This is a genomic window from Bradyrhizobium sp. C9, assembly GCF_002532045.1.
In the GTDB taxonomy this organism is placed as follows: domain Bacteria; phylum Pseudomonadota; class Alphaproteobacteria; order Rhizobiales; family Xanthobacteraceae; genus Bradyrhizobium.
The window spans coordinates 38,452-60,023 of record NZ_NWTG01000033.1 but is presented as its reverse complement, the minus strand read 5'-3'; the positions used below and the strand labels follow the sequence as shown (position 1 = coordinate 60,023).

General features: G+C 64.6%; 21 protein-coding genes. 8 read left to right on the top strand and 13 right to left on the bottom strand.

All coding sequences use genetic code 11. The features are described from left to right. Positions 1–12: 12 nt before the first annotated feature. Complete coding sequence (locus CO675_RS36095; RefSeq protein WP_097676639.1) at positions 13–2,226, top strand: 3-hydroxyacyl-CoA dehydrogenase NAD-binding domain-containing protein; 2,214 nt, start codon at positions 13–15, stop codon at positions 2,224–2,226. Positions 2,227–2,519: 293 nt separating this feature from the next. On the opposite strand, the gene CO675_RS36090 is transcribed toward CO675_RS36095, so the two are convergent. The 5 genes from CO675_RS36090 to gstA all read right to left on the bottom strand — a co-directional run bounded on the left by CO675_RS36090 (position 2,520) and on the right by gstA (position 8,469). Then, complete coding sequence (locus CO675_RS36090) at positions 2,520–2,771, bottom strand: hypothetical protein (protein WP_245453066.1); 252 nt, start codon at positions 2,769–2,771, stop codon at positions 2,520–2,522. 228 nt (positions 2,772–2,999) lie between these two features. Continuing rightward, complete coding sequence (locus tag CO675_RS36085; protein WP_097676638.1) at positions 3,000–4,292, bottom strand: HlyD family type I secretion periplasmic adaptor subunit; 1,293 nt, start codon at positions 4,290–4,292, stop codon at positions 3,000–3,002. Then, complete coding sequence (locus tag CO675_RS36080) at positions 4,285–6,075, bottom strand: type I secretion system permease/ATPase (RefSeq protein ID WP_158231357.1); 1,791 nt, start codon at positions 6,073–6,075, stop codon at positions 4,285–4,287. Before CO675_RS36080 ends, CO675_RS36085 begins: the two co-directional genes overlap by 8 nt. A gap of 98 nt (positions 6,076–6,173) precedes the next feature. Further along, positions 6,174–7,670 (bottom strand): hypothetical protein, encoded by a 1,497-nt coding sequence (locus tag CO675_RS36075; protein ID WP_143279203.1) that lies wholly within the window; start codon positions 7,668–7,670, stop codon positions 6,174–6,176. A 181-nt stretch (positions 7,671–7,851) separates the two neighbouring features. Further along, a complete protein-coding gene (gene gstA / locus CO675_RS36070; protein ID WP_097676635.1) occupies positions 7,852–8,469 on the bottom strand; it encodes a glutathione transferase GstA in 618 nt (205 codons plus the stop codon). A gap of 130 nt (positions 8,470–8,599) precedes the next feature. Here gstA and CO675_RS36065 point away from each other — a divergent pair, with 130 nt between their 5' ends. Both CO675_RS36065 and CO675_RS36060 read left to right on the top strand, forming a co-directional pair. After that, positions 8,600–9,112, top strand: coding sequence for a MarR family winged helix-turn-helix transcriptional regulator (locus CO675_RS36065; RefSeq protein WP_097676634.1), 513 nt, complete (start codon positions 8,600–8,602; stop codon positions 9,110–9,112). A gap of 93 nt (positions 9,113–9,205) precedes the next feature. Next, entirely contained in the window at positions 9,206–10,576 is a 1,371-nt protein-coding gene (locus CO675_RS36060; RefSeq protein WP_097676633.1) for a glutamate--cysteine ligase, read from the top strand. Between the two features lie 247 nt (positions 10,577–10,823). Here CO675_RS36060 and CO675_RS36055 read toward each other — a convergent pair whose 3' ends face one another. After that, positions 10,824–11,387, bottom strand: coding sequence for a TetR/AcrR family transcriptional regulator (locus CO675_RS36055; protein WP_097676632.1), 564 nt, complete (start codon positions 11,385–11,387; stop codon positions 10,824–10,826). Positions 11,388–11,509: 122 nt separating this feature from the next. Here CO675_RS36055 and CO675_RS36050 point away from each other — a divergent pair, with 122 nt between their 5' ends. Together CO675_RS36050 and CO675_RS36045 are read left to right on the top strand one after the other, a co-directional pair. Then, positions 11,510–12,166, top strand: a complete 657-nt coding sequence (locus tag CO675_RS36050) for a glutathione S-transferase (RefSeq protein ID WP_097676631.1) — start codon at positions 11,510–11,512, stop codon at positions 12,164–12,166. Positions 12,167–12,481: 315 nt separating this feature from the next. Beyond that, complete coding sequence (locus tag CO675_RS36045) at positions 12,482–13,036, top strand: PAN domain-containing protein (protein ID WP_198964865.1); 555 nt, start codon at positions 12,482–12,484, stop codon at positions 13,034–13,036. Between the two features lie 48 nt (positions 13,037–13,084). On the opposite strand, the gene CO675_RS36040 is transcribed toward CO675_RS36045, so the two are convergent. Both CO675_RS36040 and CO675_RS36035 read right to left on the bottom strand, forming a co-directional pair. After that, positions 13,085–14,452 carry a sensor histidine kinase gene (locus tag CO675_RS36040; protein ID WP_097676629.1) on the bottom strand — a complete coding sequence of 456 codons (1,368 nt, stop codon included), beginning with the start codon at positions 14,450–14,452 and terminating at the stop codon, positions 13,085–13,087. Then, a complete protein-coding gene (locus tag CO675_RS36035; protein ID WP_245453065.1) occupies positions 14,449–15,117 on the bottom strand; it encodes a response regulator transcription factor in 669 nt (222 codons plus the stop codon). The genes CO675_RS36040 and CO675_RS36035 overlap by 4 nt, the downstream gene beginning before the upstream one ends. A gap of 443 nt (positions 15,118–15,560) precedes the next feature. On the opposite strand from CO675_RS36035, the gene CO675_RS36030 reads away from it, so the two are divergent. Then, positions 15,561–16,262 (top strand): MipA/OmpV family protein, encoded by a 702-nt coding sequence (locus CO675_RS36030; RefSeq protein WP_245453064.1) that lies wholly within the window; start codon positions 15,561–15,563, stop codon positions 16,260–16,262. A 36-nt stretch (positions 16,263–16,298) separates the two neighbouring features. Continuing rightward, positions 16,299–17,027: a hypothetical protein gene (locus CO675_RS36025; protein ID WP_245453063.1), complete on the top strand. Its 729-nt coding sequence runs from the start codon at positions 16,299–16,301 to the stop codon at positions 17,025–17,027. A gap of 169 nt (positions 17,028–17,196) precedes the next feature. Here the strand turns inward: CO675_RS36025 and CO675_RS36020 are convergent, their stop codons facing one another. The 5 genes from CO675_RS36020 to CO675_RS36000 form a co-directional block, all read right to left on the bottom strand. Next, the gene (locus tag CO675_RS36020) at positions 17,197–17,763 is read right to left on the bottom strand and encodes a nucleotidyltransferase family protein (RefSeq protein WP_097676626.1); all 567 of its coding nucleotides are present in this window, start codon (positions 17,761–17,763) and stop codon (positions 17,197–17,199) included. Continuing rightward, a complete protein-coding gene (locus CO675_RS36015) occupies positions 17,760–18,107 on the bottom strand; it encodes an MmcQ/YjbR family DNA-binding protein (RefSeq protein WP_097676625.1) in 348 nt (115 codons plus the stop codon). Before CO675_RS36015 ends, CO675_RS36020 begins: the two co-directional genes overlap by 4 nt. Positions 18,108–18,117: 10 nt before the next feature. Next, entirely contained in the window at positions 18,118–18,888 is a 771-nt protein-coding gene (lepB, locus tag CO675_RS36010; RefSeq protein ID WP_097676624.1) for a signal peptidase I, read from the bottom strand. Next, on the bottom strand, positions 18,888–20,312 hold the full coding sequence (tldD, locus tag CO675_RS36005) for a metalloprotease TldD (protein ID WP_097676623.1): 1,425 nt from the start codon (positions 20,310–20,312) through the stop codon (positions 18,888–18,890). Before tldD ends, lepB begins: the two co-directional genes overlap by 1 nt. A 269-nt stretch (positions 20,313–20,581) precedes the next feature. Further along, positions 20,582–21,052 (bottom strand): winged helix-turn-helix transcriptional regulator, encoded by a 471-nt coding sequence (locus CO675_RS36000; protein ID WP_097676622.1) that lies wholly within the window; start codon positions 21,050–21,052, stop codon positions 20,582–20,584. 122 nt (positions 21,053–21,174) lie between these two features. Here CO675_RS36000 and CO675_RS35995 point away from each other — a divergent pair, with 122 nt between their 5' ends. Then, complete coding sequence (locus CO675_RS35995) at positions 21,175–21,567, top strand: DoxX family protein (protein WP_097676621.1); 393 nt, start codon at positions 21,175–21,177, stop codon at positions 21,565–21,567. Positions 21,568–21,572: the final 5 nt, after the last annotated feature.

Below are 21,572 nucleotides of genomic sequence, written 5' to 3'. Positions count from 1 at the left end.
GGAGCGAACAACATGGCTTACAAGAATTTCAAGTTCGACGTCGACGCCGACGGCATTGCGCTCGTCACCTGGGATATCCCCGATCGTTCGATGAACGTGTTCGACGAGGTCTCGACCCAGGAAATCGGCGAGATCATCAAGCAGACGACCAGCGATGCCGCGATCAAGGGCGTCGTGATCACCTCGGCCAAGGAGGCGTTCTGCGCCGGCGCCGACCTCTCGATGCTCGAGGGCATGAACCGCTCTTACGCGCAACTCTTCAAGGAGAAGGGCGAGGAAGCCGCGAACCAGATGCTGTTCGAGCAGAGCCGCCAGATGTCGCAATCGTTCCGCGCGATCGAGACCTCGGGCAAGCCGTGGGTCGCCGCGATCAACGGCCTCGCGCTCGGCGGTGGCTTCGAGATCACGCTGGCCTGCCACTACCGCGTCGCGGCCGACAACCCCAAGACTCGCCTCGGTCTGCCCGAGATCAAGGTCGGCCTGTTCCCCGGCGCTGGCGGCACGCAGCGCGTGCCGCGTCTCGTGCAGCCGGCGGATGCGATGCAATTGCTGCTCAAGGGCGAGGCGGTCAATCTGACCCGCGCCAAGGCGCTCAATCTGATTCACGCCGTGGTGCCCGCGGCCGATCTGATCAAGGCCGCGAAGGACTGGATCAAGGGCGGCGGCAAGGCGGTCGCGCCGTGGGACGAGAAGGGCTTCAAGCTGCCCGGCGGCCCCGTCTTCTCCAAGGTGGGCATGCAGATGTTCCCGGCCGGCAACGCGATCTATCGCCGCGAGACCTACGACAACTACCCGGCCGCGCGCGCCATCATGAGCTGCGTCTATGAAGGCCTGCAGCTGCCGATCGACGCCGCGCTGCGGGTCGAGTCGCGCTACTTCACGCAGATCCTGCGCTCGAAGGAAGCGGCGGCGATGATCCGCTCGCTGTTCCTGTCGATGCAGGAGCTGAACAAGGGTGCGCGCCGCCCGGCAGGCGTGCCGCCGACCAAGGTCAAGAAGCTCGCCGTGATCGGCGCCGGCTTCATGGGCGCCAGCGTCGGCTATGTCTCGGCGCAGGCTGGCATCGACGTCGTGCTGGTCGATCGCGACCAGGACAGCGCCGACAAGGGCAAGGGCCACGCCAAGACCGTGGTCGACGGCCTGGTCGCGAAGGGCCGGATGAAGCAGGAGGCGGGCGATGCCATCCTCGCGCGCATCTCGGCCACTGCGGACTACAACGTGATCAGGGATTGCGACCTCGTCATCGAGGCGGTGTTCGAGGACCGCAAGGTCAAGGCCGACACCTATGCCAAGGCGCAGCCGCTGCTGAAGGAGGGCGCGATCTTCGCCTCCAACACCTCGACCTTGCCGATCAACTCGCTGGCCGAGGAGTTCAAGGACCAGGGCAAGTTCATCGGCATCCACTTCTTCTCGCCGGTCGAGAAGATGATGCTGGTCGAGATCATCCTGGGCAAGAACACCGGCGACGTCGCGCTCGCGACCGCGCTCGACTACGTCCGCGCCATCGGCAAGACGCCGATCGTGGTGAACGATTCCCGTGGCTTCTTCGCCAACCGCTGCGTGATGCGCTACATCTCCGAGGGCAATGAGATGCTGCTCGAAGGCGTGCCGCCGGCGATGATCGAGAACACCGCCAAGATCGCCGGCATGCCGGTCGGACCGCTGTCGCTGCAGGACGAGGTCGCGCTCGACCTCGGGCTGAAGATCACCAAGGCGACCGAGGCCGATCTCGGTCCCAACGCGATCGACCAGGCACAGAAGAAGCTGATGGTCGAGATGGTCGAGAAACAGGGCCGCTTCGGCCGCAAGAACGGCAAGGGCTTCTACGACTATCCTGAGAAGGGCAAGGGTCAGAAGAGCCTGTGGCCGGGACTGGCCAACCTGCAGCCCAAGCAGCTCGATCCCGATACGCTCAGCGTCGAGGAATTGAAGCAGCGCTTCCTGGTGGTGCAGGCGGTGGAAGCCGCGCGCACCGTCGAGGATCACGTCATCACCGACGTGCGCGAGGCCGATGTCGGCTCGATCCTGGGCTTCGGCTTCGCGCCGTTCACGGGCGGTGCGCTGTCCTATATCGACTTCATGGGCACCAAGAACTTCGTCGCGCTCTGCCACGCCTTCGAGAAGAAATACGGCTCGCGCTTCACGCCGCCGAAGCTGCTCGAGGAGATGGCGGCCAAGGGCGAGACCTTCTACGGCCGCTTCCCGCCGAAGAAGCAGGCGGCTTAAGGGCCGTTACGTTTTGAGCCAACGCGCGCAGGATCAAGCCGGTCATCGATCCGACTTGATCCTGTTGCGTGACGATCGCGCCGGTCAAAGTCCCGCCACGCTTGCTCCCCACTGACACCACGCTGCTGGCATCACTCTTGCTCGTCGATCGCCAGGATGATCGAAGACGACGATCAGGATTAGGGTGTCCTGCAATGCGTTCTGTGCTCAAGGAAGATGCCACTAAGGTCACGAGCAAGCATTCGGTCTCGCTGCGCTTGCGGGGCAAGGGTCCTTCCTGGTTCGGCCTGGTGCTACTCGTTCTGGCCGTGGACCTTGTGCTCGCGGCGGCCGCCTGGAATGCCGTCGACTTCTTCCGCAATTGAGCCGTCACTGTCCGGTGAGAGCACAGCGCCGGCGAGATAGGCGATCTGGTTGAATGCGAGGCAGGCGACGACGATCGGGGCGCCGGTGGCAAACGCATAGCCGTCGGATTGGAGCACGATTGCCGCGATCACCGCGATCAGCGGCGACACCAGCATCAAGGTCCAAACGCGAAAGTACAAACTGATCGCCAGCCCGACGAGCGTGCTGGTCAACAAAACCGTAAAGGCGATCGTCACATTTCTAGACCAGTTGGAGCGGAGGGCGCGCCGTAGGTCATAGTCGGTCAGTCAGATCGCTCGCACAAGAACGGTAGCGCCCTCAGCCGGAAGTACACCGACTCAATTATTAATCGGAACAATGCGGACTAAATTTGATTTGTTCCGGCGCGCGCCGAAGCTTTGCACCGCTCATTTCTCCCTGAAGGCGCGGTGCACCTGGTCGGCCAGCGGCTTCATCAGATAGGACAGCACCGTCCGTTCGCTGGTCGGGATGAAGACCTCGACCGGCATGCCCGGCAGCAGATGCGTGGACGCGAGCTTGTTCAGTTCCGACGGCGGAATCGCAATGCGCACAAGGAAGTAGGTCGGAGCCGTCTTGTCGTCGCGCGACACATCGGCGCCGATCCGGCTGACCTCGCCCTCGATCTCCGGCGTGGTGCGCTGGTTGAAACTGGTGAAGCGCAGCTCCGCCGAGGAGCCCAGCTTGACCTGATCGATATCTTGCGGCGCAACATGCGTTTCCACGATCAGATTGTCCTGGTCGGGCACGATGGTCATGATGGTTTCGCCGGCCGCGATCACGCCGCCCTGGGTGTGGATGGTGAGATCGTGCACGACGCCGGCCTGCGGCGCGCGGATCTCGAGCTTCTCGGTCTGGTCTCTCGCGGTGACCTGTTTCTCGATCGTATCGGCGTATTTGGCGCGGATGTCGGCGAGCTCCTTGGCGACGCCGGAGCGGAAATCCTGATCGACCTGCAGGATCTTCAGCTCGGTTTCCGAGATCTTGCCCTTGGCCTGCGCGATCGACGCGGTGAGTTGGCCGCGTTCGCCGAGCAGCCGCGCCGAATCGCGCTGCAGCGCGGAGAGGCGCGACAGCGAGACCAGGCGTTGCTCCCAGAGCTGCTGCACGCCGGTCAGTTCGTTGGCGATCAGGTCTGCCTCCTGCTTCTTTGCACTCAGCTGATCCTGCATGCCGCCGATCTGCTCCTTGAGCTGCGCGATCTGCTCCCGCAACTGCTGCTTCTGCCCCTCATTGGCGTCCTTGCGCAGCTGGAAAAAGCGGCGCTCGCCCGAGACGACGGCCTGCGCCGCCGGATCGTCGCTCGATGCGATGCTGTCGGGGAAGCCGATCTCGGCATCGCCGTCGCGCTCGGCCTGTAGCCGGGCCCGCCGCGCCTCGAGCTCCCACAGGCTCTTGGTCACCGCGGTGAGATTGGCCTGCGCCACTGTTTCATCCATCAGGATCAGCAGATCGTCCCTGGCGACGTGGGCGCCGTCTTCCACCAGCAGCCGCTTGGCGACGCCGCCGGAGGGATGCTGCACCTTCTTGACGCTGGATTCCACGACAAGCGATCCCTGCGAGATGATCGCGCCGGACATCTTGGTGGCGGCGCCCATCAAGCCGATGCTGGCGACGAGGAATATCGCGGCGATGGCGACCGCCAGAATGTGATGCCGAACCGATTGTCGTGCGCTAGGCATCGGGACGAGGCTCCATCGGCTTCTTGCGCCTGCGGCGCGCTGGCATGGGAGCCTGGGGGGCGGCCGATGTTGGCGCGAGCGGTTGCGCCTTCGCCACCAGCAACGGCAACACGGATGCCGTGGTGCCGAACGCATGCATGCGTCCTTCGTTGAGCACCAGCATGTGGTCGACCGTCTGCAGCACGGCGGGGCGATGCGCGACCACGACCACGATCCCGCCGCGGCTGCGGACGCGGCCGATGGCGCGGACCAGCGCGCGTTCGCCCTCGGCGTCGAGATTCGAGTTCGGCTCGTCGAGCACGACCAGGAACGGATCACCGTAAAGCGCGCGGGCGAGCGCGATGCGCTGTCGCTGGCCGCCCGACAACATCAGGCCGCCATCGCCCACTTCGGTCTCGTAGCCGCCCGGCAGCCGCAGGATCAGTTCGTGCACGTCGGCCTCGCGCGCGGCTGCGATCAACCGTGTGGAATCGGGAGCCGCGGCGAACCGCGAGATGTTCTGCGCCACCGTGCCGCGGAACAGCGCGACGTCCTGCGGCAGGTAGCCGATCGATCGGCCAAGCGCGATCTGATCCCATTGCGCGAGCGTGGCGCCGTCGATCCGGATCACGCCGCGCGCCGGCGTTCCGACGCCGACCAGAGCACGCGCCAGGGTCGATTTGCCGGAGCCGCTCGGGCCGACCACTGCGACGGCGCTGCCGGCGCGCAGCGCAAAGCTCACATCATGCAGCACAACGGCATTGGTTCCGGGCGCGGTCAGGCTGAGCGAGGTGGCGCGGATCTCGTTGTTCGGAACAGGCAACGGAGTGACCGGCGGTCGCGCGGGCATGTCTGTCAGTGCTTCGATCAGCCGGCCAAAGCTTGCGCGGACTGTGATGAAACTGCGCCAGTTGGCGATCGCGAGCTCGATCGGCGCCAGGGCGCGGATCGAGAGGATCGTGGCGGCCAGCATGACGCCGGCAGTCGCCTGCTGATTGATGACGAGGTAGGCGCCGAGCGCGAGCACGCCGGATTGCAGGATCATGCGCAGGAAGCGCGAGGCGCTGCCGAATGTGCCGGTCAGATCGGAGGTTACGCGCTGCGCGTCGAGATAGGCCTGCGTGCGCTCCGACCACAGCTCGGCCATCCGCCGCTGCATGCCGAGGGCGTGCACGACCGGGGCGTGGTGGAACGCGGTCTCCGCCATCTGCCGCCGCGACGACGCCAGCGTGACCAGCGAGCGGGTCGGTGCGCGGGTGAACATCTCGGCCCCGACCGTGATCAGCGCCAGTGCAACGGCACCGCCGGCCACCGCCAGTCCCATCAGCGGATGAAACAGGGTGCAAACGACGATGTAGAGCGGTGTCCATGGCAGGTCGCAGATTGCGATCAGTCCGCTGCCGGCGACGAAGCCCCGTATCGTGTCGAGGTCGCGCATGACCTGCAAGCCGTCACTGCCCGGCTGATCGAGCGCGGCGTGCTGGACGCTGTCGAACACCGCGTCGCGCATGGTTTCGTCGAAGATTTCGGCGATGCGCGCCAGCAGCCGGCTGCGCAGCATGTCGACGCCAGCCCGCACCATGAGCAGGACCAGCGCGATCGCCAGCAGGCCGATCAGGGTTGCTATGCTGCGGCTCGGCAGCACGCGGTCGTAGGTCTGCAACATGAACAGCGGCGCGACCAGCATCAGCAGATTGACCAGTCCGCTCGCGATCGCCGTCGCGATCAGCGCGCCGCGCAGCGCCAGCGCCGCGTTCCGGATCTCCGCCGGCAGAGCCGAAAGCCTCTTGACCTGACCGATCACCTCGCCCTCGCGGATGTTCCAGCCGTGATGCCCAAATCGATTGGTGAGGAAGTTGCGGAAGCGCGGCGATCTCCGCGCTTCCGCCGGGTGTTACGACGTCACAGGATGTGTGTGCCGTGGTTATTGAGGATGCCGTGATCGGTGGCCAATGGCCCCAGGTCGTGCAGGACGGCATCGACGTCGACCGGAATGGAGACTGGCGCGCTGGCGGTATTGCCGGAGGCGATATTACCGCCGAGCACATGACTGAGATCCAGGTTTCCGAGCAGATTGCCGGCGAGGCCGTCAGCCCCCGTGCCGCCAAGGCTCGGAATGCTGAGCCCGCTGGTGCCGGTCAGCGCGCCGAGGTCGAGCAGGTGCGGCCCGTTCTGGCCGACGTCGACGGCATTCACCTCCACTGTGTGGTGATCGCCTGATGTCGGCGCCGCGAGCAGATCAATCGCATTCCCGTTCGGCTGCGTGGGGCCGAGATCGACGTCGGCGAGGTGACCAGTGTTGGAGCTACCGAGATTGCCGAGCAGTCCGCCCAGCAGCCCGCCATCACCGGCGTTGTTGCCGCCATTGATGGCGAGCAGTGGCAGCGTCTCCACATCGTGCAGGACATTGCCGAGCAGACCCGTCACCGGGCTCAGCGCGGCAGTGCCGCCGAGCAGAGAACCGGCACCCGCGTCTCCGAGCAGGGAGCCGACGACGCCATCCACGGTATGGACGACGTCGATGACCGGAGCGAGTGCGCCGGTGCCGCTGCCGAGCACGGAGCCGACGCCTGCGTCTCCAAGCAACGAGCCGACCACACCGTCCACCGTATGGACGACACCCGTCACCGGGTTGGTCGCACCGGTGCCGCCGAGCAGCGAGCCGAGCCCCGTATTCCCGAGCAGGGAGCCGACGACCCCGCTACTTCCGAGCAGCGAGCCGACGAGGCCATTGTCTCCGGTCAGCGAGCCGACGACGCCATCCACCGAGTGGACGATGTCGTTGAGATCGCTGCCGACCTCCGTCAGCACCGTGCCAAGGCCGCCGCCATTAAGCAGCGTTCCGGGCGCGTTGAGGACGTCGGTCAGCAGGTTGGTATGGCCGTCCGATGCGGGCGTGGGCACGCCGATCTCACCCAATCCGACCGTTCCGGCGAGGCCGGTCACGTCGTGCACGGTATCGCTCAGCCCTGTCGCCTGACCGACCGGCTCCAGGACGCCGGTGTTGACGTCGTTGACCGCGCCGTTCACGGCGGTGAGCGCCGGCTGCAAGATGCCTTCGCTGCCCGCAACGTTCAGGCTGCCATCGCCGCCGAGGACGCCGGCCAATCCCGGCAATCCGGGGTGGCCGGGCGACGTCGAGGTGCCACCGCCGGTATCCGCGCCACCTGCACCACTTCCGGTGTCCGAGCCGCCGTTGCCGCCGGACGCCTGGGATCCCGTCGGGGTTGTGCTCTGTTGAGGAGGAGTCGGCGACGTATCGCCTTGCGGCGGAGCCGTATCCGAACCGGCAGGCTGACCCGTTGCGCCGGAAGCGGACGTTGTGGCGGCACTGTCGCCGACCATGCCGCCCATGGCGACGTACTGGTCACGGTAGGCGTCGCGATCAATGGTACTCATGCGCATCTCCACGCCAAGTTGAGTGAGTGGTCTCTCAACCAGCTGATCGCGCTCGGGGTTTCCGGGCCTGCGCAGTCGTGGAGAACATCGCGTAAGAACGGACGCGACAATCTGCCGAAAATTGTCGGCAAAGCGGTCGCCGGCCCCGTCGTTGCGCGAGGCCGGCGATGAAACGCGGGGCTCAGGCCGCCTTCAGCAGGCCTTCCTTCTTCAGCGCTTCCTGCACCTTCGGGCGCGCCGCGACGCGGGCCTTGTAGGCCATTACATTCGGAAGGCCGGACAGATCGAAGCCGAGCCGGTCGCTCGCCCACATGATCATGGTGAAGAGGTAACCGTCGGCGACCGTGAACTGGTTGCCCATCAGGTAATCACGTCCGGCGAGCTGGCTCTCGACATATTTGAACTTGCCCATGGCGCGGTCCTTGAAGAAGGCCTTGGCGTCATCGGCCAGCACCGGCGAGAACATCGGGCCGAGGTTCTTGTGCAGCTCGGTCGTGATGTAGTTCAGCCATTCGAGCAGCTTGTAGCGCTCGTTGGAATCGCGGGCCGGCGCCAGCTTCTTGTCGGCGGCCTTGTCGGCGATCATCTGGATGATGATCGGCCCTTCGGTGACCATCTCGCCGGTATCCAGCGCCAGCGCGGGCACCTGGCCCTTGGGGTTCACAGCGAGGAAATCGTCGCCGTTTTCGAGCTTCTTGGCCCGCAGATCGACCTTGACCAGGTCGTAGGGCAGGCCGGCCTCGAGCAGGGCGATGTGGGGGGAGAGGGAGCAGGCACCGGGGGTGTAATAAAGCTTCATGGGGGTATTCCTTCCCTTGTTCTTGGCGTCCGGAGAGGGATTGCCTACATGCACCTGCATGAAATAGTCAAGATTGATGCAGATGCATTCAGTGCGGTACGGTGGGTGCCGGGACCTTATGGGCTAGACGATGAAACGCAAGCTATCGAGCGAGGCGACGGCCGCCTGGATCCGCCTGATGCGGGTGCCGAGCCGGGTGCTGGACTGCGTCGAGCAGGATTTGAAGAAGGCCGGCTTTCCGCCGCTCGCCTGGTATGACGCCCTGCTCGAGCTGTCGCGCGCGCCGTCGGGCGAGCTGCGTCCGGTCGAGCTCGAGCGGCAGATGCTGATCCCGCAGTATTCGACCTCGCGGCTGATCGACAAGCTGGTCGACGAGGGGCTTGCCGCCCGGCGCGAATGCAAGATCGACAAGCGCGGCCAGTTCGTCGAGATCACCGAGGCCGGTCGCGAGCTCCAGAAGAAGATGTGGAGCGCCTATTCGGCCGCGATCGACAAGCATGTCGGCTCGAAATTGTCCGATGCCGACGCGACCAGGCTGTGCGGTCTGCTCGACCGTCTGGGCTGCTCCTGCGGCGACGCCAAGGTCGATGCAAAGAGCGATGCCAAGGCGGCGCCGGCACGAGACGGCGTGCCTGCCCGATGATATTGCTGATCCCATCATCCGCGGCCGTTGTGGCCCGCGGATGTCCCTGCCACCGCGCGCCTTCGATCGAAGCGCCCTTGAGTTGGATTTTCTATGGCGCGTGACCAGATCGACATGACGCCGCTGCAATCGCGCGACGAACTCGTGGCGTGGATTGAAGCCGGCGTGAAGCCCGAGTCCGAATTCCGGATCGGCACCGAGCACGAGAAGACCCCGTTCACGCTCGAGGGCCATCAGCCCGTGCCTTATGAAGGCGCGAAGGGCATCGGTGCGCTGCTCGAAGGGATGAAGCTCCTGCTCGGCTGGGAGCCGATCATGGAGCGCGGCAACATCATCGGGCTCTATGACGTCACCGGCGGCGGCGCGATTTCGCTCGAGCCGGGCGGCCAGTTCGAATTGTCGGGCGCGCCGGTCGAGACCGTGCATCAGACCCAGTCGGAATTGATGGCGCATCTGGCGCAGGTGCGAGAGATCGCAACCCCGCTCGGCATCGGTTTCCTCGGCCTCGGCATGACGCCGTCCTGGTCGCGCGAGCAGATCCCCGTGATGCCCAAGGGGCGCTACAAGATCATGCGAAACTACATGCCGAAGGTCGGCAAATACGGCCTCGACATGATGTTCCGGACCTGCACGGTGCAGACCAATCTCGACTTCTCCTCCGAAGCCGACATGGTGAAGAAGCTGCGGGTGTCGCTGGCGCTGCAGCCGATCGCGACCGCCTTGTTCGCCAATTCGCCGTTCACCGAAGGCAAGCCCAACGGCTTCCTGTCGTTCCGCTCCGAGATCTGGCGCGACACCGACAATGCGCGAAGCGGCATGATCCCGTTCGCGTTCGAGGACGGCATGGGCTACGAGCGCTATGTCGATTACGCGCTCGACGTGCCGATGTATTTCGTCAAGCGCGGCGATGAATATATCGACGTCTCCGGATCGTCGTTCCGCGATTTCTTCGCCGGCAAGAACAAGATCCTCCCCGGCGAGCGCCCGACCTTGTCGGACTGGGCCAATCATCTCTCGACGATCTTCCCCGAGGTGCGGCTGAAGCGTTACCTCGAAATGCGCGGCGCCGACGGCGTGCCGTGGGGCCGGCTGCCGGCGCTGCCGGCGTTCTGGGTCGGACTGCTCTACGACAATGACAGCCTCGACGCCGCCTGGGACATCGTCCGGCACTGGACCGCGCCGGAGCGGCAGGCGCTGCGCGACGACGTGCCGCGTTTCGGCTTCAAGTCGCGGATCAAGGACCGCTATCTGTTCGAGATCGCCAAGGAGTGCCTGATCCTGTCGCACGCCGGATTGCGGCGGCGCGGCCGGATCGACCATCTCGGACGCGACGAGAGCCGCTTCCTCGAACCGCTCGAGCGCATCATCGAGACCGGCCGCTCGCCGGCGGAGGAGATGCTGGAGAAGTTCAGCGGACCCTGGAAGGGCTCGGTGGAGCCGGTCTATCAGGAGTACGCCTTCTAAGACGCAAACCTCAATCCAGATTGGTCGAATGACGTTCGCGTTGATGCGCATTGCGGACGCAAGCCGATCTTCGCGGCACGTCCGAAAACCACCATCCCGGTCGTTTGATGCTGATTGATGTCGCCCCGTAAGCGAATGCTCGCGCTTACGCATTCCCCTTGCCCGCGGCTTCAGCGCCGGCTGAAGCAGGAGGTCGCCAATCGCTGGGCTTCCCGTGCCGCGCGTCGGCGATCGAACATTGCGCCACCTATGCCGGTAGGAGGCCCGCCAAGCGATAGCTATCGATCAACGCGTCGTAGAGCGACACATCCGAGCGGCTCCTCGCAATCAGCTGAGCGCCCGCGATCGCGGAGAAAATGGCGCGTGCCCGCCCTTCGCTTTCGTCGGAACTGACCACGGCCGCAGCGGACAGAACCTTGCTCAGCCACGCCACATTGACGTCGGCAAAGGTTTGGACCTCCTGCCTCACCGCTTCCGGAAGGTCGTCATATTCGGCAGCCATGAAGCTGCAGAGGCACATGCGATTATCGCTCTCGAGCGCTTTGCGGAAAACATCGGGATATCGACCCAGGCAGCTGACCGGATCCGAAGTCTCGGCCAACATGGATTCGAGATTAGCCGCGGTGTCCTCCCAATAGCGTCTCGCTACCGCTGCGCCGAGATCGGCCTTGCTCGGGAAATGATGGTAGATGCTCGCGGCCTTGATGCCCACATCGTCCGCGAGATTGCGGAAATTCAAGCCGCTGTAGCCATGCGCCTGCGCGATCCGCTTGGCGGCCGCGAGGATGGCTTCCCTTGAGTTTGCAATCATTTCACGGCCTCACCACTGCTGCTTCGCCTCCAGTTACCTACCAAGTGACAGATAGGCATTGACAGCCCAAACTGTAACTCATATTGCTCCTACCAATCGTTAGGTAGGCAAAGGAAGTGACAATGAAGATTTACGATTGGGCCACCGGCCCATATCCGGCCCGCGTCCGTATCGCTTTGGCCGAGAAGAACCTCCGATCGCTAGTCCAGTTTGTGTCGGTCGATCTCTGGAAAGGCGAGCACAAGAAGCCCGAGTTCCTCGCCAAGAACTACTCAGGCACGCTGCCGGTGCTCGAACTCGATGACGGGACCCTCCTCGCCGAGTGCACGGCCATTACCGAATACCTTGACGCGCTTGATGGCGCTCCCGCACTCACCGGCAGGTCACCGCGCGAGAAGGGCTTGATCCACATGATGAGCAAGCGCGCCGAGTTGGAGTTACTCGACGCCATCAGTGTTTATTTTCATCATGCCACGCCGGGACTTGGGCCTCAGGTCGAGATCTACCAGAACGCCGAATGGGGGTTCCGTCAGCGCGACAAAGCCCTAAGGGGTATGCACTACTTCGACAGCATTTTGAAAAGACAGCCGTTTGTCGCCGGTGAGGCCTTCTCGATGGCCGACATCACGGTCATAGGCGGTTTGATCTTTGCGGGGCTCGTAAAGTTGCCGGTGCCAGCGGAGTGCGAGGCACTTCAGGCCTGGTACGCAAGGATGCAGGAGCGGCCCAGCGTAAAGAACCGCGTAACGATGTCAGAACCGACCGAGGCGTCCGTTTGAAGTCGCTGCAGGTGAACGACGGCTCTCATGATTTCTGAGTGATCAATCGAACGGCTCGCTTCGGTCAAACGCGTGGATTTCGACGTGTCGGCGTCATTCCGCCGAAACGAAATCGCAAAGACTCAATCTGCTTCAACCCGCATCCAGATCGTGCGCGCAACCGCCGCCCCGATCATCGTCAGCCTCTGATCCGGGCCCGGAACGCGCGCGGACGGCGGTGGTGTCGCACCCGCCGTTCATCAGCCGTACAGGTTCATGGCGTTCAAATGACACCCCGCGGAGTGCGCGGGGCTGTGCGAATTTGAAAGCAATGTCATGGGGATAGGTCGCCTCTTTAGGGCGTGGATGGTGATGTTCGCGGTTCTTGCGGCCGCTTTCGTCGCACGCCCGGCATTGGCGCAGACCAATTTCGACCGTCCCGGCGGCGACTACGTGAATGCGCCGGTGACGTCAGGCGATCCCGCCGATTGCGCGCTCACCTGCGAGCGCGACCGCCGCTGCCGCGCCTGGAGCTTCAACTATCCGACCGACGCCAATAACGGCGCGGTGTGCTGGCTGAAGAACACCGTGCCGGCGCGGGTGCACGACGTTTGCTGCGTCTCCGGGGTGCGTGGTGCGGGCGTGGTCGAACCGCGCAACGGCGCCATCGAAACTTCGATCGACCGCCTCGGCGGCGACTACAAGAATTTCGAATTGAAGAGCAGCGACGGAGACGAAGCCTGCCAGGCTGCCTGCACCGCCGATAACAAGTGCCGCGCCTGGACCTACGCCCGGCCCGGCTATGCCGGCCGCGACGCGCATTGCTTCCTGAAGAAAGAGATCAAGCCGCCACGCCGCAAGGCGGGGTTCACGTCAGGCGTGGTGCGGTAGCGTCACCGCGCATCGGCAAAGGTGATCAGCGAACCCGCGGCCGCGCCCTCAGCCTACCTCGGCCGCGCGCTGAATTGGCACGGCCGACGCGGCCTCCGGAAAGCGAAGGCAAGCGGTCATTCCCTGTCCACGGTTCGACGCAATCACGAGCTCGCCGCCATGCGAGGCCATGATCTCCTGCACGATCGACAGGCCGAGGCCGGCACTGTTCCTGGCCGTGCCGCCGGTCTGGAATGGCTCGATCAGCTTGCGCTCCGAGCCCGGAGAGAGCCCGGCGCCGTCGTCGCTGATCGATACGCGGCCGCGGCTCAGGCTGGCCTTGATGCATCGGGCGCCGCGGGCGTGAATCAGCGCGTTGCCGACCAGGTTGGCCAGCGCGCTCCTGACAGCAGCTTCGACGCCCTGCACCATGGTGGCCGGTTCGTCGCTGTGTTCCAGCGAGAGTTCGATCCCGGCGTCCAAAGCCGAGGGGCTGAAATCTGCCAGCACGTCGCGGGTCACGGTCGCAAGGTCGATCGGCCGCTTTTCGAGCGTCCCGTTTTGCAGCCGCGCCAGGTCCAGCATGGCCGAAACGAGCGATGTCAGCCGGCGGACATCGTGAATCAGCTCCACCCGCAAGGCGGGATCGGCCACGTCCTCGACCCTGGCGCGCAACAATGTCAGGGGAGTGCGGAGCTGATGGGCGGCATTGCCCAGGAACCGGCGCTGCGTCCGGATGTAGGCGTGGATTTCATCAAACGCGCGGTTCAGCGCTGTGGCCAGCGGCTTCAGTTCTGCGGGGACCCGATCGAGCGAAATCGATCCCTGCGGTGCGGCCGGATCGATCGCGAGCGCGAGCTTCGTCACCCGTTCGATGCTGCGCGCAACGGAGCGCACGGCGAGGAACACGCCGATCGCCACGATCAATACGTACCCCGCCGCGTAGAGGGAAATCTCCAACAGATTTTTCAGGATGAACCACATCGCGATCTGGTCAGGGCGGACGTGGGCGTTTCCGATCATCATCACGAGTTCGGGGACGTGGCCGGTGTGCATGACGACCATGCAGAACGAGCTCTTCTGGTCGAGCGACTTGAGCATGGAAAGGCCGCTCGGTCCGATAAAGGGCAGCGAAACCGGCAGCTGTGGCCTGCGTTCGCGTCCGAACTCGCTTGTCACATCGCCGTAAGCCACGACGTACCACAGCTCCGGGCTTTGGGATTTCAGCTCTTCCAATCGGGCGGTGGGGCGCACTGTGAGCCTGTCGCCGGGGTTGATGTCGGTGGCGCGACCAAGAACGTAGGCGGCCGCAAAGCAGCCGCTGCGTTCGGGCTCCTGCGCGATGAACAGCCAGAAGACGAGGCCGAGCGCGCCGAAGAAAATCACGGCGGCGGCCGTCCCCAGCGAGAGCGTCAATGTCCGCGCGATCGACGTCATCGGATGTTTGCCATCCTGAGAATGTAGCCGATGCCCCGCATGCTGCGGATCTCGACGTTGCTGCCAAGTTCGGACAGTCTCTTGCGAAGCCGAGACACTTGCGACTCGAGGGTGTTGGATTCGATCTCGTCGTCGAATCCGTAGATGGCCTCGATCAGCGCCTCGCGGGCGATGACGCGGTCGCGTCGCATCAAGAGCGCCTCGAGGATCAAGGCCTCGCGGCGCCGGAGCAGGACTGCGTGACCGGCGACGGTCGCCTCGTTGGTGCCGATCTTCAGTTCGACATTGCCGAACGCAAGCAGTGACGGCACGGATACGCGGGGCCGCCGCAGCACGGCCCGCGCTCTCGCGATGAACTCCTGCGGCTCGAAGGGCTTGCCCAGATAGTCGTCGGCGCCGCCGTTCAGCCCGTCGATCACGTCTTCCTTGGCGTCCTTGGCGGTCAGCATGATGATAGCCGGCCTCTCCGGCAGCCGGCTCAGCGTCGTGACGATATTGAGCGCATCGCCGTCGGGCAGCATGCGGTCGACGATCGCCAGATCGTAGTTGAAACTGCCGAGCGCATGCCTCGCATCCGCAACGGACTCGACGATGTCGATGACGCCGCCGAGCTGCCCGAGCAGCCGGTCGAGATAGGCGGCGATTTGCGGTTCGTCTTCGATCACGAGAAAGCGCACAAGCCTTGCCTCGCATGTTCGGTCGATGATCTTGCAGGTGATTGTGTCGGCATCGCGCCGGCGATGGTTCAGCGCTCGCAGCACTTATCGGCAGGCGGCTTTGGCAAGGCAAGCCACGAATCTTTTCACGCTGCGCGGACGCTCGCGGCGCGGCAATCTTCGGGCAATGTTCACAGGCCACCTACCCGCGACCATACGACAACGCTTCCCACAAGGCCCAGGTCAGAGGTTTTGAGCATTCCGCCATGCGAGAGTTGTTCCGTTCTTGTGCGGCGAAGACCGCGCGTCGTGCCGTCGTTGCTGCTCTTCCTGCCGCATTTGGCGTTGTCGCGGCCTTTCCCGGTCGGGCTGCCGCTCAAACCGCGTTCACGTTGCCGGCTCCGCCTTTTTCAGTCCCTTTCCTGTCCTCGGTCTCGGGCAACTGGACTGTGATGATTGGCGCGAGCGGGGCGTCCAAACCGGATTTCGAGGGTACGAACCACACCAAATTCATCCCGGTCCCGATTTTCGCAATCCGTCGCGCCGGCACCGTCGACCAGTTTCGCAGCCCGCGTGACAATGCGAGCATCGCGATCGTCGACTTCGGTGATTTTCGGGCCGGCCCCGTCGGCAAGTTCGTGACGTCGCGAAAGGCGAGCAGGTACCCCGAGCTCAGCGGTCTTGCCGACGTCAACGCGGCCTTCGAGCTCGGCGGATTCGTCGAATACTTTCCGGTCGACTGGTTTCGTGTCCGCAACGAGACGCGTCAGGGCCTCGGCGGGCACCACGGCATCGTTTCCGACTTCTCGGCGGACTTCATCGTGCCGGTGTTTGGCGGCCTCACCATTTCCGCCGGACCACGCTTCACCTTGGAGAGCGCGAAGGCGGTCTCGCCCTATTTCAGCATCGATACCGTGCATGCGATGGCGACCGGGCTGCCGGTGTTTGACGCCAAGGGCGGGGCGGTTTCCGCCGGTGTCGGCGCGCAGCTGTCGTATCGGATCAATCCGAAGTGGGAGGTCCACTCCTATGTCGAATATGATCGATTGCTCGGCGATGCCGCGAAGAGCCCGATCGTGACGGTCCGCGGCTCGCCAAATCAGACCACATTCGGCGTCGGCGCCTCCTATTCATTCGACGTCAAGGTTCAATGAGAGCCCATGCGCCGCAGCGGTCGATGTGCGAGCTTCGTGGCGGTCGTTCTTGTCGCCGCAAATGTGGCCGGTTGCGCGACGTTTGCGACCAGCGAAAGCAAGCTGCAGGCGGTCAAGACCGTCGGCATCATTTCGGCGGTCGGCGATCGCGTGACCGTCTCCAAGGGAGGGCTCACGGGTCTGGACAACGGCAGCAAGAGCTTCCCAATCGAGCCGTGGGGCCTTGATGATCTGATCGTCCAGCAGGCGACGGCGGCGCTGGGCGGCCGCTTCCAGGTGCAGCCGGTCACCTACAGCCGTTCGGCCTTTGCCACCGTCAAGGATTCCGTGTTCACGCCCGCCAACCTTGTTCGCGGCGATCCGTTCAAGCAACTGGTCCGGACCGAGGTGTCCCCGCAAGGGCTCGATGCGTATATCGTCATCACCAAGGCGCAGGCGGCCTACGGTGGCGGCCACCGAAAGGTCGAAGGCGTCGGCTTCATCACCTACCAGACGGTGACGGAGTCCTACAGCCAGATCTATGCGCTCTACGAAATCAGGGTGATCGACGGCAAGACGTTTGACGTCATCGACAAGAAGGCGGCCCAGCCGCTGGGTAATGCGGGAAATGTCCCGCTCGCCGGTCCGAGCCGGCCGGTCGACGGGAGTTTTCCGATCAGCTCGGGCGATGGCAACGATGACGGCCTGCACCGGGCGATCGTCGACCTGATTACGCGCAGCCTGCCGACGACGTTGGGCGACATGCATCTCGCTGCTGTCCGCTGATACCGATCAACAAACTGGGAGAACTGCTTTGGAGACGTCGATGTTTGACCGGTACTGGTTCCTGCTGGCCGTCTTGCTTGGCGTTGTCGTGATTTTCCTGGCAAGCCTGAGCTTGATCATCGGCCTCTAGGCATACATCTGTCGTCCCTGCTTTCGCAAGGACGACGGGCTACTCCGCCGCCAGCACCGTGAGCTCCGGCCACAGCGTCTTCCACCGCGCCGCCTTCGTCGCATAGTTCACCGTGGAAAAATTCGCAGTCTTGTTTGGCCGCACGATCATGCCGGCGACATCGTCGAAGCCGTTCGGCGCATAGACGTCGTAACCGTTCGCACTGCGGCGGATGCCGATCTGCGTGGTCGCGGTGAGGAAGCGATCGATGCCTTCGCTCGAGCGCGACAGCGCGGGGTAGGGCAGGCCGTGCTTGCCGGGATACCAGAGATGGACGCGGGCCTGGTTACGCGCCTCGATCGCAACCCCGAGATGATCGAGCTGCGCCTTGAGGTCGCAGATCACGGCGTCCTCGGCCTCCCATGAGGTATCCGGATCGAAATAGAAGATGTCGTAGTCGCTGATGCCGTGATCGATCCGCCGGCCGGTCAGCACATTCCACACGGTCTGCACCAGGCAGCCCGACACCAGCCACGCATCGGGCAGGGCAAGGCGATACAGCTCGTCTGTGATCGCTTGATTGGCCGGGTTGCGCAGCGCAGCTGTGAGGAATTCGTCTTGTGTCACGACGAGACGGTCGCGTCGTGATCCCTGACCGCTTTCTTCGATGCCAGCGTGCGCCAGTGGCGGCGCAGCAACGGCTCGACGGTCGCGCACTTGGCCTTCGACAGGCGGATCAGCACGGTCGGATAATCGCGGTAGTGATCGGTGAAGTAGAACACCTTCGGCTGGCTCTCGACCAGCATGTCGCGCTCATCCGGCGGCACGCCGGGCATCACCAGGCTATCGCCATCTTCCTTGAGCCGCACCAGCATCTTCTTGCGCACCTTCAGCGCCGGTGTGCCGTAGGAAGAGCCGTCCTCGACCTCCGGCCACGCCAGCACCAGGGTTCTGACGTCGTCGAAGGTCACGTTGGCAAGCTCACTGCACCGAGGTGAAGAAGCGCGCGAGGCGGAAGCCGGAGAGCCAGGTCCAGACCGGCTGGCTGCGGATGCCCATGTCCCAGGAACCGACCACCGCATCGGCGCGGCCGATCAGATTGTCGATCGGCAACAGGCCGACGCCGCCGTCGCGCACCGGCACGCGGCTATCGGCGGAGTTGTCCCGGTTGTCGCCGAGCACGAACAGATTGCCCGGCGGCACCGTCACCTCGGGCGTGTTGTCGAGCCGGCCGTTGTCGCGAATCTTGAAGATCGCATGGCTGACGCCGTTCGGCAGCGTCTCGACATAACGATTCGCATCCTCGCCGCCGCCGCGATCGTCTTCGGCGAAGCCGGTGCCGTCGGGCTTCAAGGCCGCCGGATGATCATTGATGAAGAGCTGGCCCTGCCGCATCTGGATGCGATCGCCGGGCAGCCCGACCACGCGCTTGACCCAGGCCTGCGAGCGGTCGCCCGGCCAGCGGAACACGACGACGTCGCCGCGCTTCGGCGTCTCGCCGAACACGCGGCCGGTCTCCGGCAGCGTGATCTGGATCGGCAGCGACGCCGCGCCGTAGCCATAGGGGAACTTCGAGGCGACCAGCGCGTCGCCGATCAGCAGCGTCGGTTCCATCGAGCCCGACGGCACGTAGAACGGCTCGGCGATCGCGCCCTTGGCGAGGAACACGACGGCCACGATCGCGGCCAGTTGCACGGCCTGCCCGCGCCAGCTGGTCGGCTTGGCCGCCACGACTTCGTTTCCGCTGCTCACTAGCCCGTTCCTCCGACCGTAATCCGTTCCATCCTGAGCGTCGGCTGACCGACGCCGACCGGCACGCCCTGGCCGTTCTTGCCGCAGGTACCGATTCCCGTATCGAGCGCAAGATCGTTGCCGATCATGGTGATCCTGTGGAGATCGGTCGGCCCATTGCCGATCAGCATGGCGCCCTTCAACGGCGCGCCGAGCTTGCCGTTCTCGATCTTGTAGGCCTCGGTGCACTGGAACACGTACTTGCCCGAAGTGATGTCGACCTGGCCGCCGCCGAAATTGGCGGCGTACATGCCGTTCTTCACCGAGGCGATGATCTCGGCCGGGTCGCGGTCGCCCGACAGCATGTAGGTGTTGGTCATGCGCGGCATCGGCACATGGGCATAGCTTTGCCGGCGGCCGTTACCGGTCGGCTTCATGCCCATTAGCCGCGCATTCTGGCGGTCCTGCATGTAGCCGACCAGAACGCCGTCCTCGATCAGCACGGTGCGTTTGGTCGGGGTGCCTTCGTCGTCGATCGAGAGCGAGCCGCGGCGCGACGCCATGGTGCCGTCATCGACCACGGTGACGCCCTTGGCCGCGACCTGCTGCCCCATCAGGCCGGCGAAAGCGGAGGTCTGCTTGCGGTTGAAATCGCCCTCGAGCCCGTGGCCGACGGCTTCATGCAGCATCACGCCGGGCCAGCCGGCCCCGAGCACGACGTCCATCTCACCGGCGGGCGCCGGCACCGATTCGAGATTGACCAGCGCCTCGCGCAATGCGCCGTCGGCGGCATCGCGCCAGGCCTTGGTCTCGATGAAGCGCGCATAGCCCTCGCGGCCGCCATAGCCCTTGCTGCCGCTCTCCTGCCGGTCGCCCTGGCCGGCGACCACGGAAATGTTGACGCGCACCAGCGGGCGGATGTCGCGATAGCTCTCGCCATCGGGCCGCAGGATCTCCACCACCTGCCAGGTCGCGGTGAGGCTGGCCGAGACTTGCCGTACCCGCGGGTCCTTGTCCCGGACATAGGCATCGATCTCGCCGAGCAGTTTCACTTTTGCTTCGAACGCCGGACCGTCCAGCGGGTTCTCGTCGCCATAGAGCCTGACATTGGTGTGGGCCGGTGCCGCGGCGAAAGTCCCGGCATAGCCGCCGCGCACTGCGGCCACCGCATCCGCCGCCCGGATCAGCGCCGGGATCGAGACGTCGGAGGAATGCGCATAGCCGACCGCGTCGTCCTTGACGGCGCGCAGGCCGAAGCCTTGCGAGGTGTCATAGGTCGCCTGCTTCAGCCTTCCATTGTCGAACACCAGCGCCTCGGTCTGCCCGAACTCCAGAAACAGCTCGCCGTCGTCGGCGCCTTCAAGTCCGCGGGACACCTCGCGGCGGACGGCATCGCGGTCCAGATTGGCGCGGTCGAGCAGGGAGGTAGTGGCGGGATTGGTCATGGTCACTCCGACGCAATGCGATTCCTGACGATTCCTTGTCATCCTTGCCTGAAGCGCAGCTGATTGCCAGTGCGGAACCCGCAGCAGGACTTTCGGGCATTGAAGCAGAGACGAGCGCAAAACTCACCTTACAACCCGGAAACCTGTGCCGGTCCCGGTTCAGGCCTGGACGGCGATCGCTCAACATAGTGTTGGGGGCGGCAAACCGGGAGTGCCTGCGGCCATGCGACCGATCACGGCCGCCTCCCGGGATTCTCATCTTGTCGTCATCACCCCGTGCGCCAGTCCGCCTTGCGCGGCTGGCTTTCCGGCTGGTCGGCCTCGCTCGATTGCGGTGCCGGCTTCGGCTGCGCGCCGACGGCCGCGCCCTGCGCCGAGGTCGGAAAACCATGCTCCTGCGCCCACCGGTACAGCTCGTCGAATACCGGTTTGAGCGCCTTGGCGGACGGCGTCATCTCATACTCAACCCGCGGCGGCACCTCGGGATAGACCGTGCGCTTGACCAGGCCGTTGGCCTCGAGATCGCGCAGCTGGGTCGTCAGCATGTGCTGGGTCACGCCGGGGATCGCCTGCCGCAATTCGCCGAACCGGCGCTTGCGCTCGACCAGTTGCCAGAGGATGTCGCCCTTCCATTTCCCGGCCAGCACCGACAGCGCCCGATGAAATTGCGCCGACAGGTCGCCGTTGCATGGTTCGGATGCCGCCGGAGGCTCGGCGGGCTCAATAGTCAGTTTTTTCATACTACCTCACAAAAAGCATCCTACTTGTTCTTTTCATCTTACTCCCGAATTTGGTGTGTCGAAAGCCGCGGGCCGCTCGCCGAATGGGCGGGTGGCCCGCGGGGTCATTTGGGGAGTCATCCATGTCAGTTGCCGTTGCCGCCGCGCCGTCGCGCTGGAATTCCGCCACCCTGTGGGTCGTCAGGGGATTGCTTGCGCTGGCCTTCGCCACCGCCGGCGCCGCCAAGCTCTACGGCGTGCCGATGCTGGTCGCGGAATTCGAGCATATCGGGCTCGGCCAGTGGTTCCGCTATTTCACCGGATCGCTGGAGCTGCTCGGCGCGGTCCTGATCCTGGTGCCCCCGGTCGTAGCTTTCGGCGGCCTGCTGCTGAGCTGCGTCATGATCGGCGCCACCATCACGCATCTGTTCCTCATTGGTGGCTCGCCGGTGCCCGCCCTGGTGCTGCTGACGTTGAGCGCGATCGTCGCCTACGCCAAGCGCAGCCAATTCGGTTTGCTCGCGAGCTTGCCGTGAGCAGG

Excerpts from the sequence above, each read along its gene's own strand:
- CO675_RS36085 (WP_097676638.1), bottom strand. The coding sequence starts at position 4,292 with ATGCCTAGCGCACGACAATCGGTTCGGCATCACATTCTGGCGGTCGCC.
- CO675_RS36000 (WP_097676622.1), bottom strand. The coding sequence starts at position 21,052 with ATGAAAAAACTGACTATTGAGCCCGCCGAGCCTCCGGCGGCATCCGAA.
- tldD (WP_097676623.1), bottom strand. The coding sequence starts at position 20,312 with ATGACCAATCCCGCCACTACCTCCCTGCTCGACCGCGCCAATCTGGAC.
- CO675_RS36055 (WP_097676632.1), bottom strand. The coding sequence starts at position 11,387 with ATGATTGCAAACTCAAGGGAAGCCATCCTCGCGGCCGCCAAGCGGATC.
- CO675_RS36040 (WP_097676629.1), bottom strand. The coding sequence starts at position 14,452 with ATGACGTCGATCGCGCGGACATTGACGCTCTCGCTGGGGACGGCCGCC.
- CO675_RS36050 (WP_097676631.1), top strand. The coding sequence starts at position 11,510 with ATGAAGATTTACGATTGGGCCACCGGCCCATATCCGGCCCGCGTCCGT.
- CO675_RS36075 (WP_143279203.1), bottom strand. The coding sequence starts at position 7,670 with ATGAGTACCATTGATCGCGACGCCTACCGTGACCAGTACGTCGCCATG.
- CO675_RS35995 (WP_097676621.1), top strand. The coding sequence starts at position 21,175 with ATGTCAGTTGCCGTTGCCGCCGCGCCGTCGCGCTGGAATTCCGCCACC.
- CO675_RS36030 (WP_245453064.1), top strand. The coding sequence starts at position 15,561 with ATGATTGGCGCGAGCGGGGCGTCCAAACCGGATTTCGAGGGTACGAAC.
- CO675_RS36045 (WP_198964865.1), top strand. The coding sequence starts at position 12,482 with ATGGGGATAGGTCGCCTCTTTAGGGCGTGGATGGTGATGTTCGCGGTT.
- gstA (WP_097676635.1), bottom strand. The coding sequence starts at position 8,469 with ATGAAGCTTTATTACACCCCCGGTGCCTGCTCCCTCTCCCCCCACATC.
- CO675_RS36065 (WP_097676634.1), top strand. The coding sequence starts at position 8,600 with ATGAAACGCAAGCTATCGAGCGAGGCGACGGCCGCCTGGATCCGCCTG.
- CO675_RS36095 (WP_097676639.1), top strand. The coding sequence starts at position 13 with ATGGCTTACAAGAATTTCAAGTTCGACGTCGACGCCGACGGCATTGCG.
- CO675_RS36060 (WP_097676633.1), top strand. The coding sequence starts at position 9,206 with ATGGCGCGTGACCAGATCGACATGACGCCGCTGCAATCGCGCGACGAA.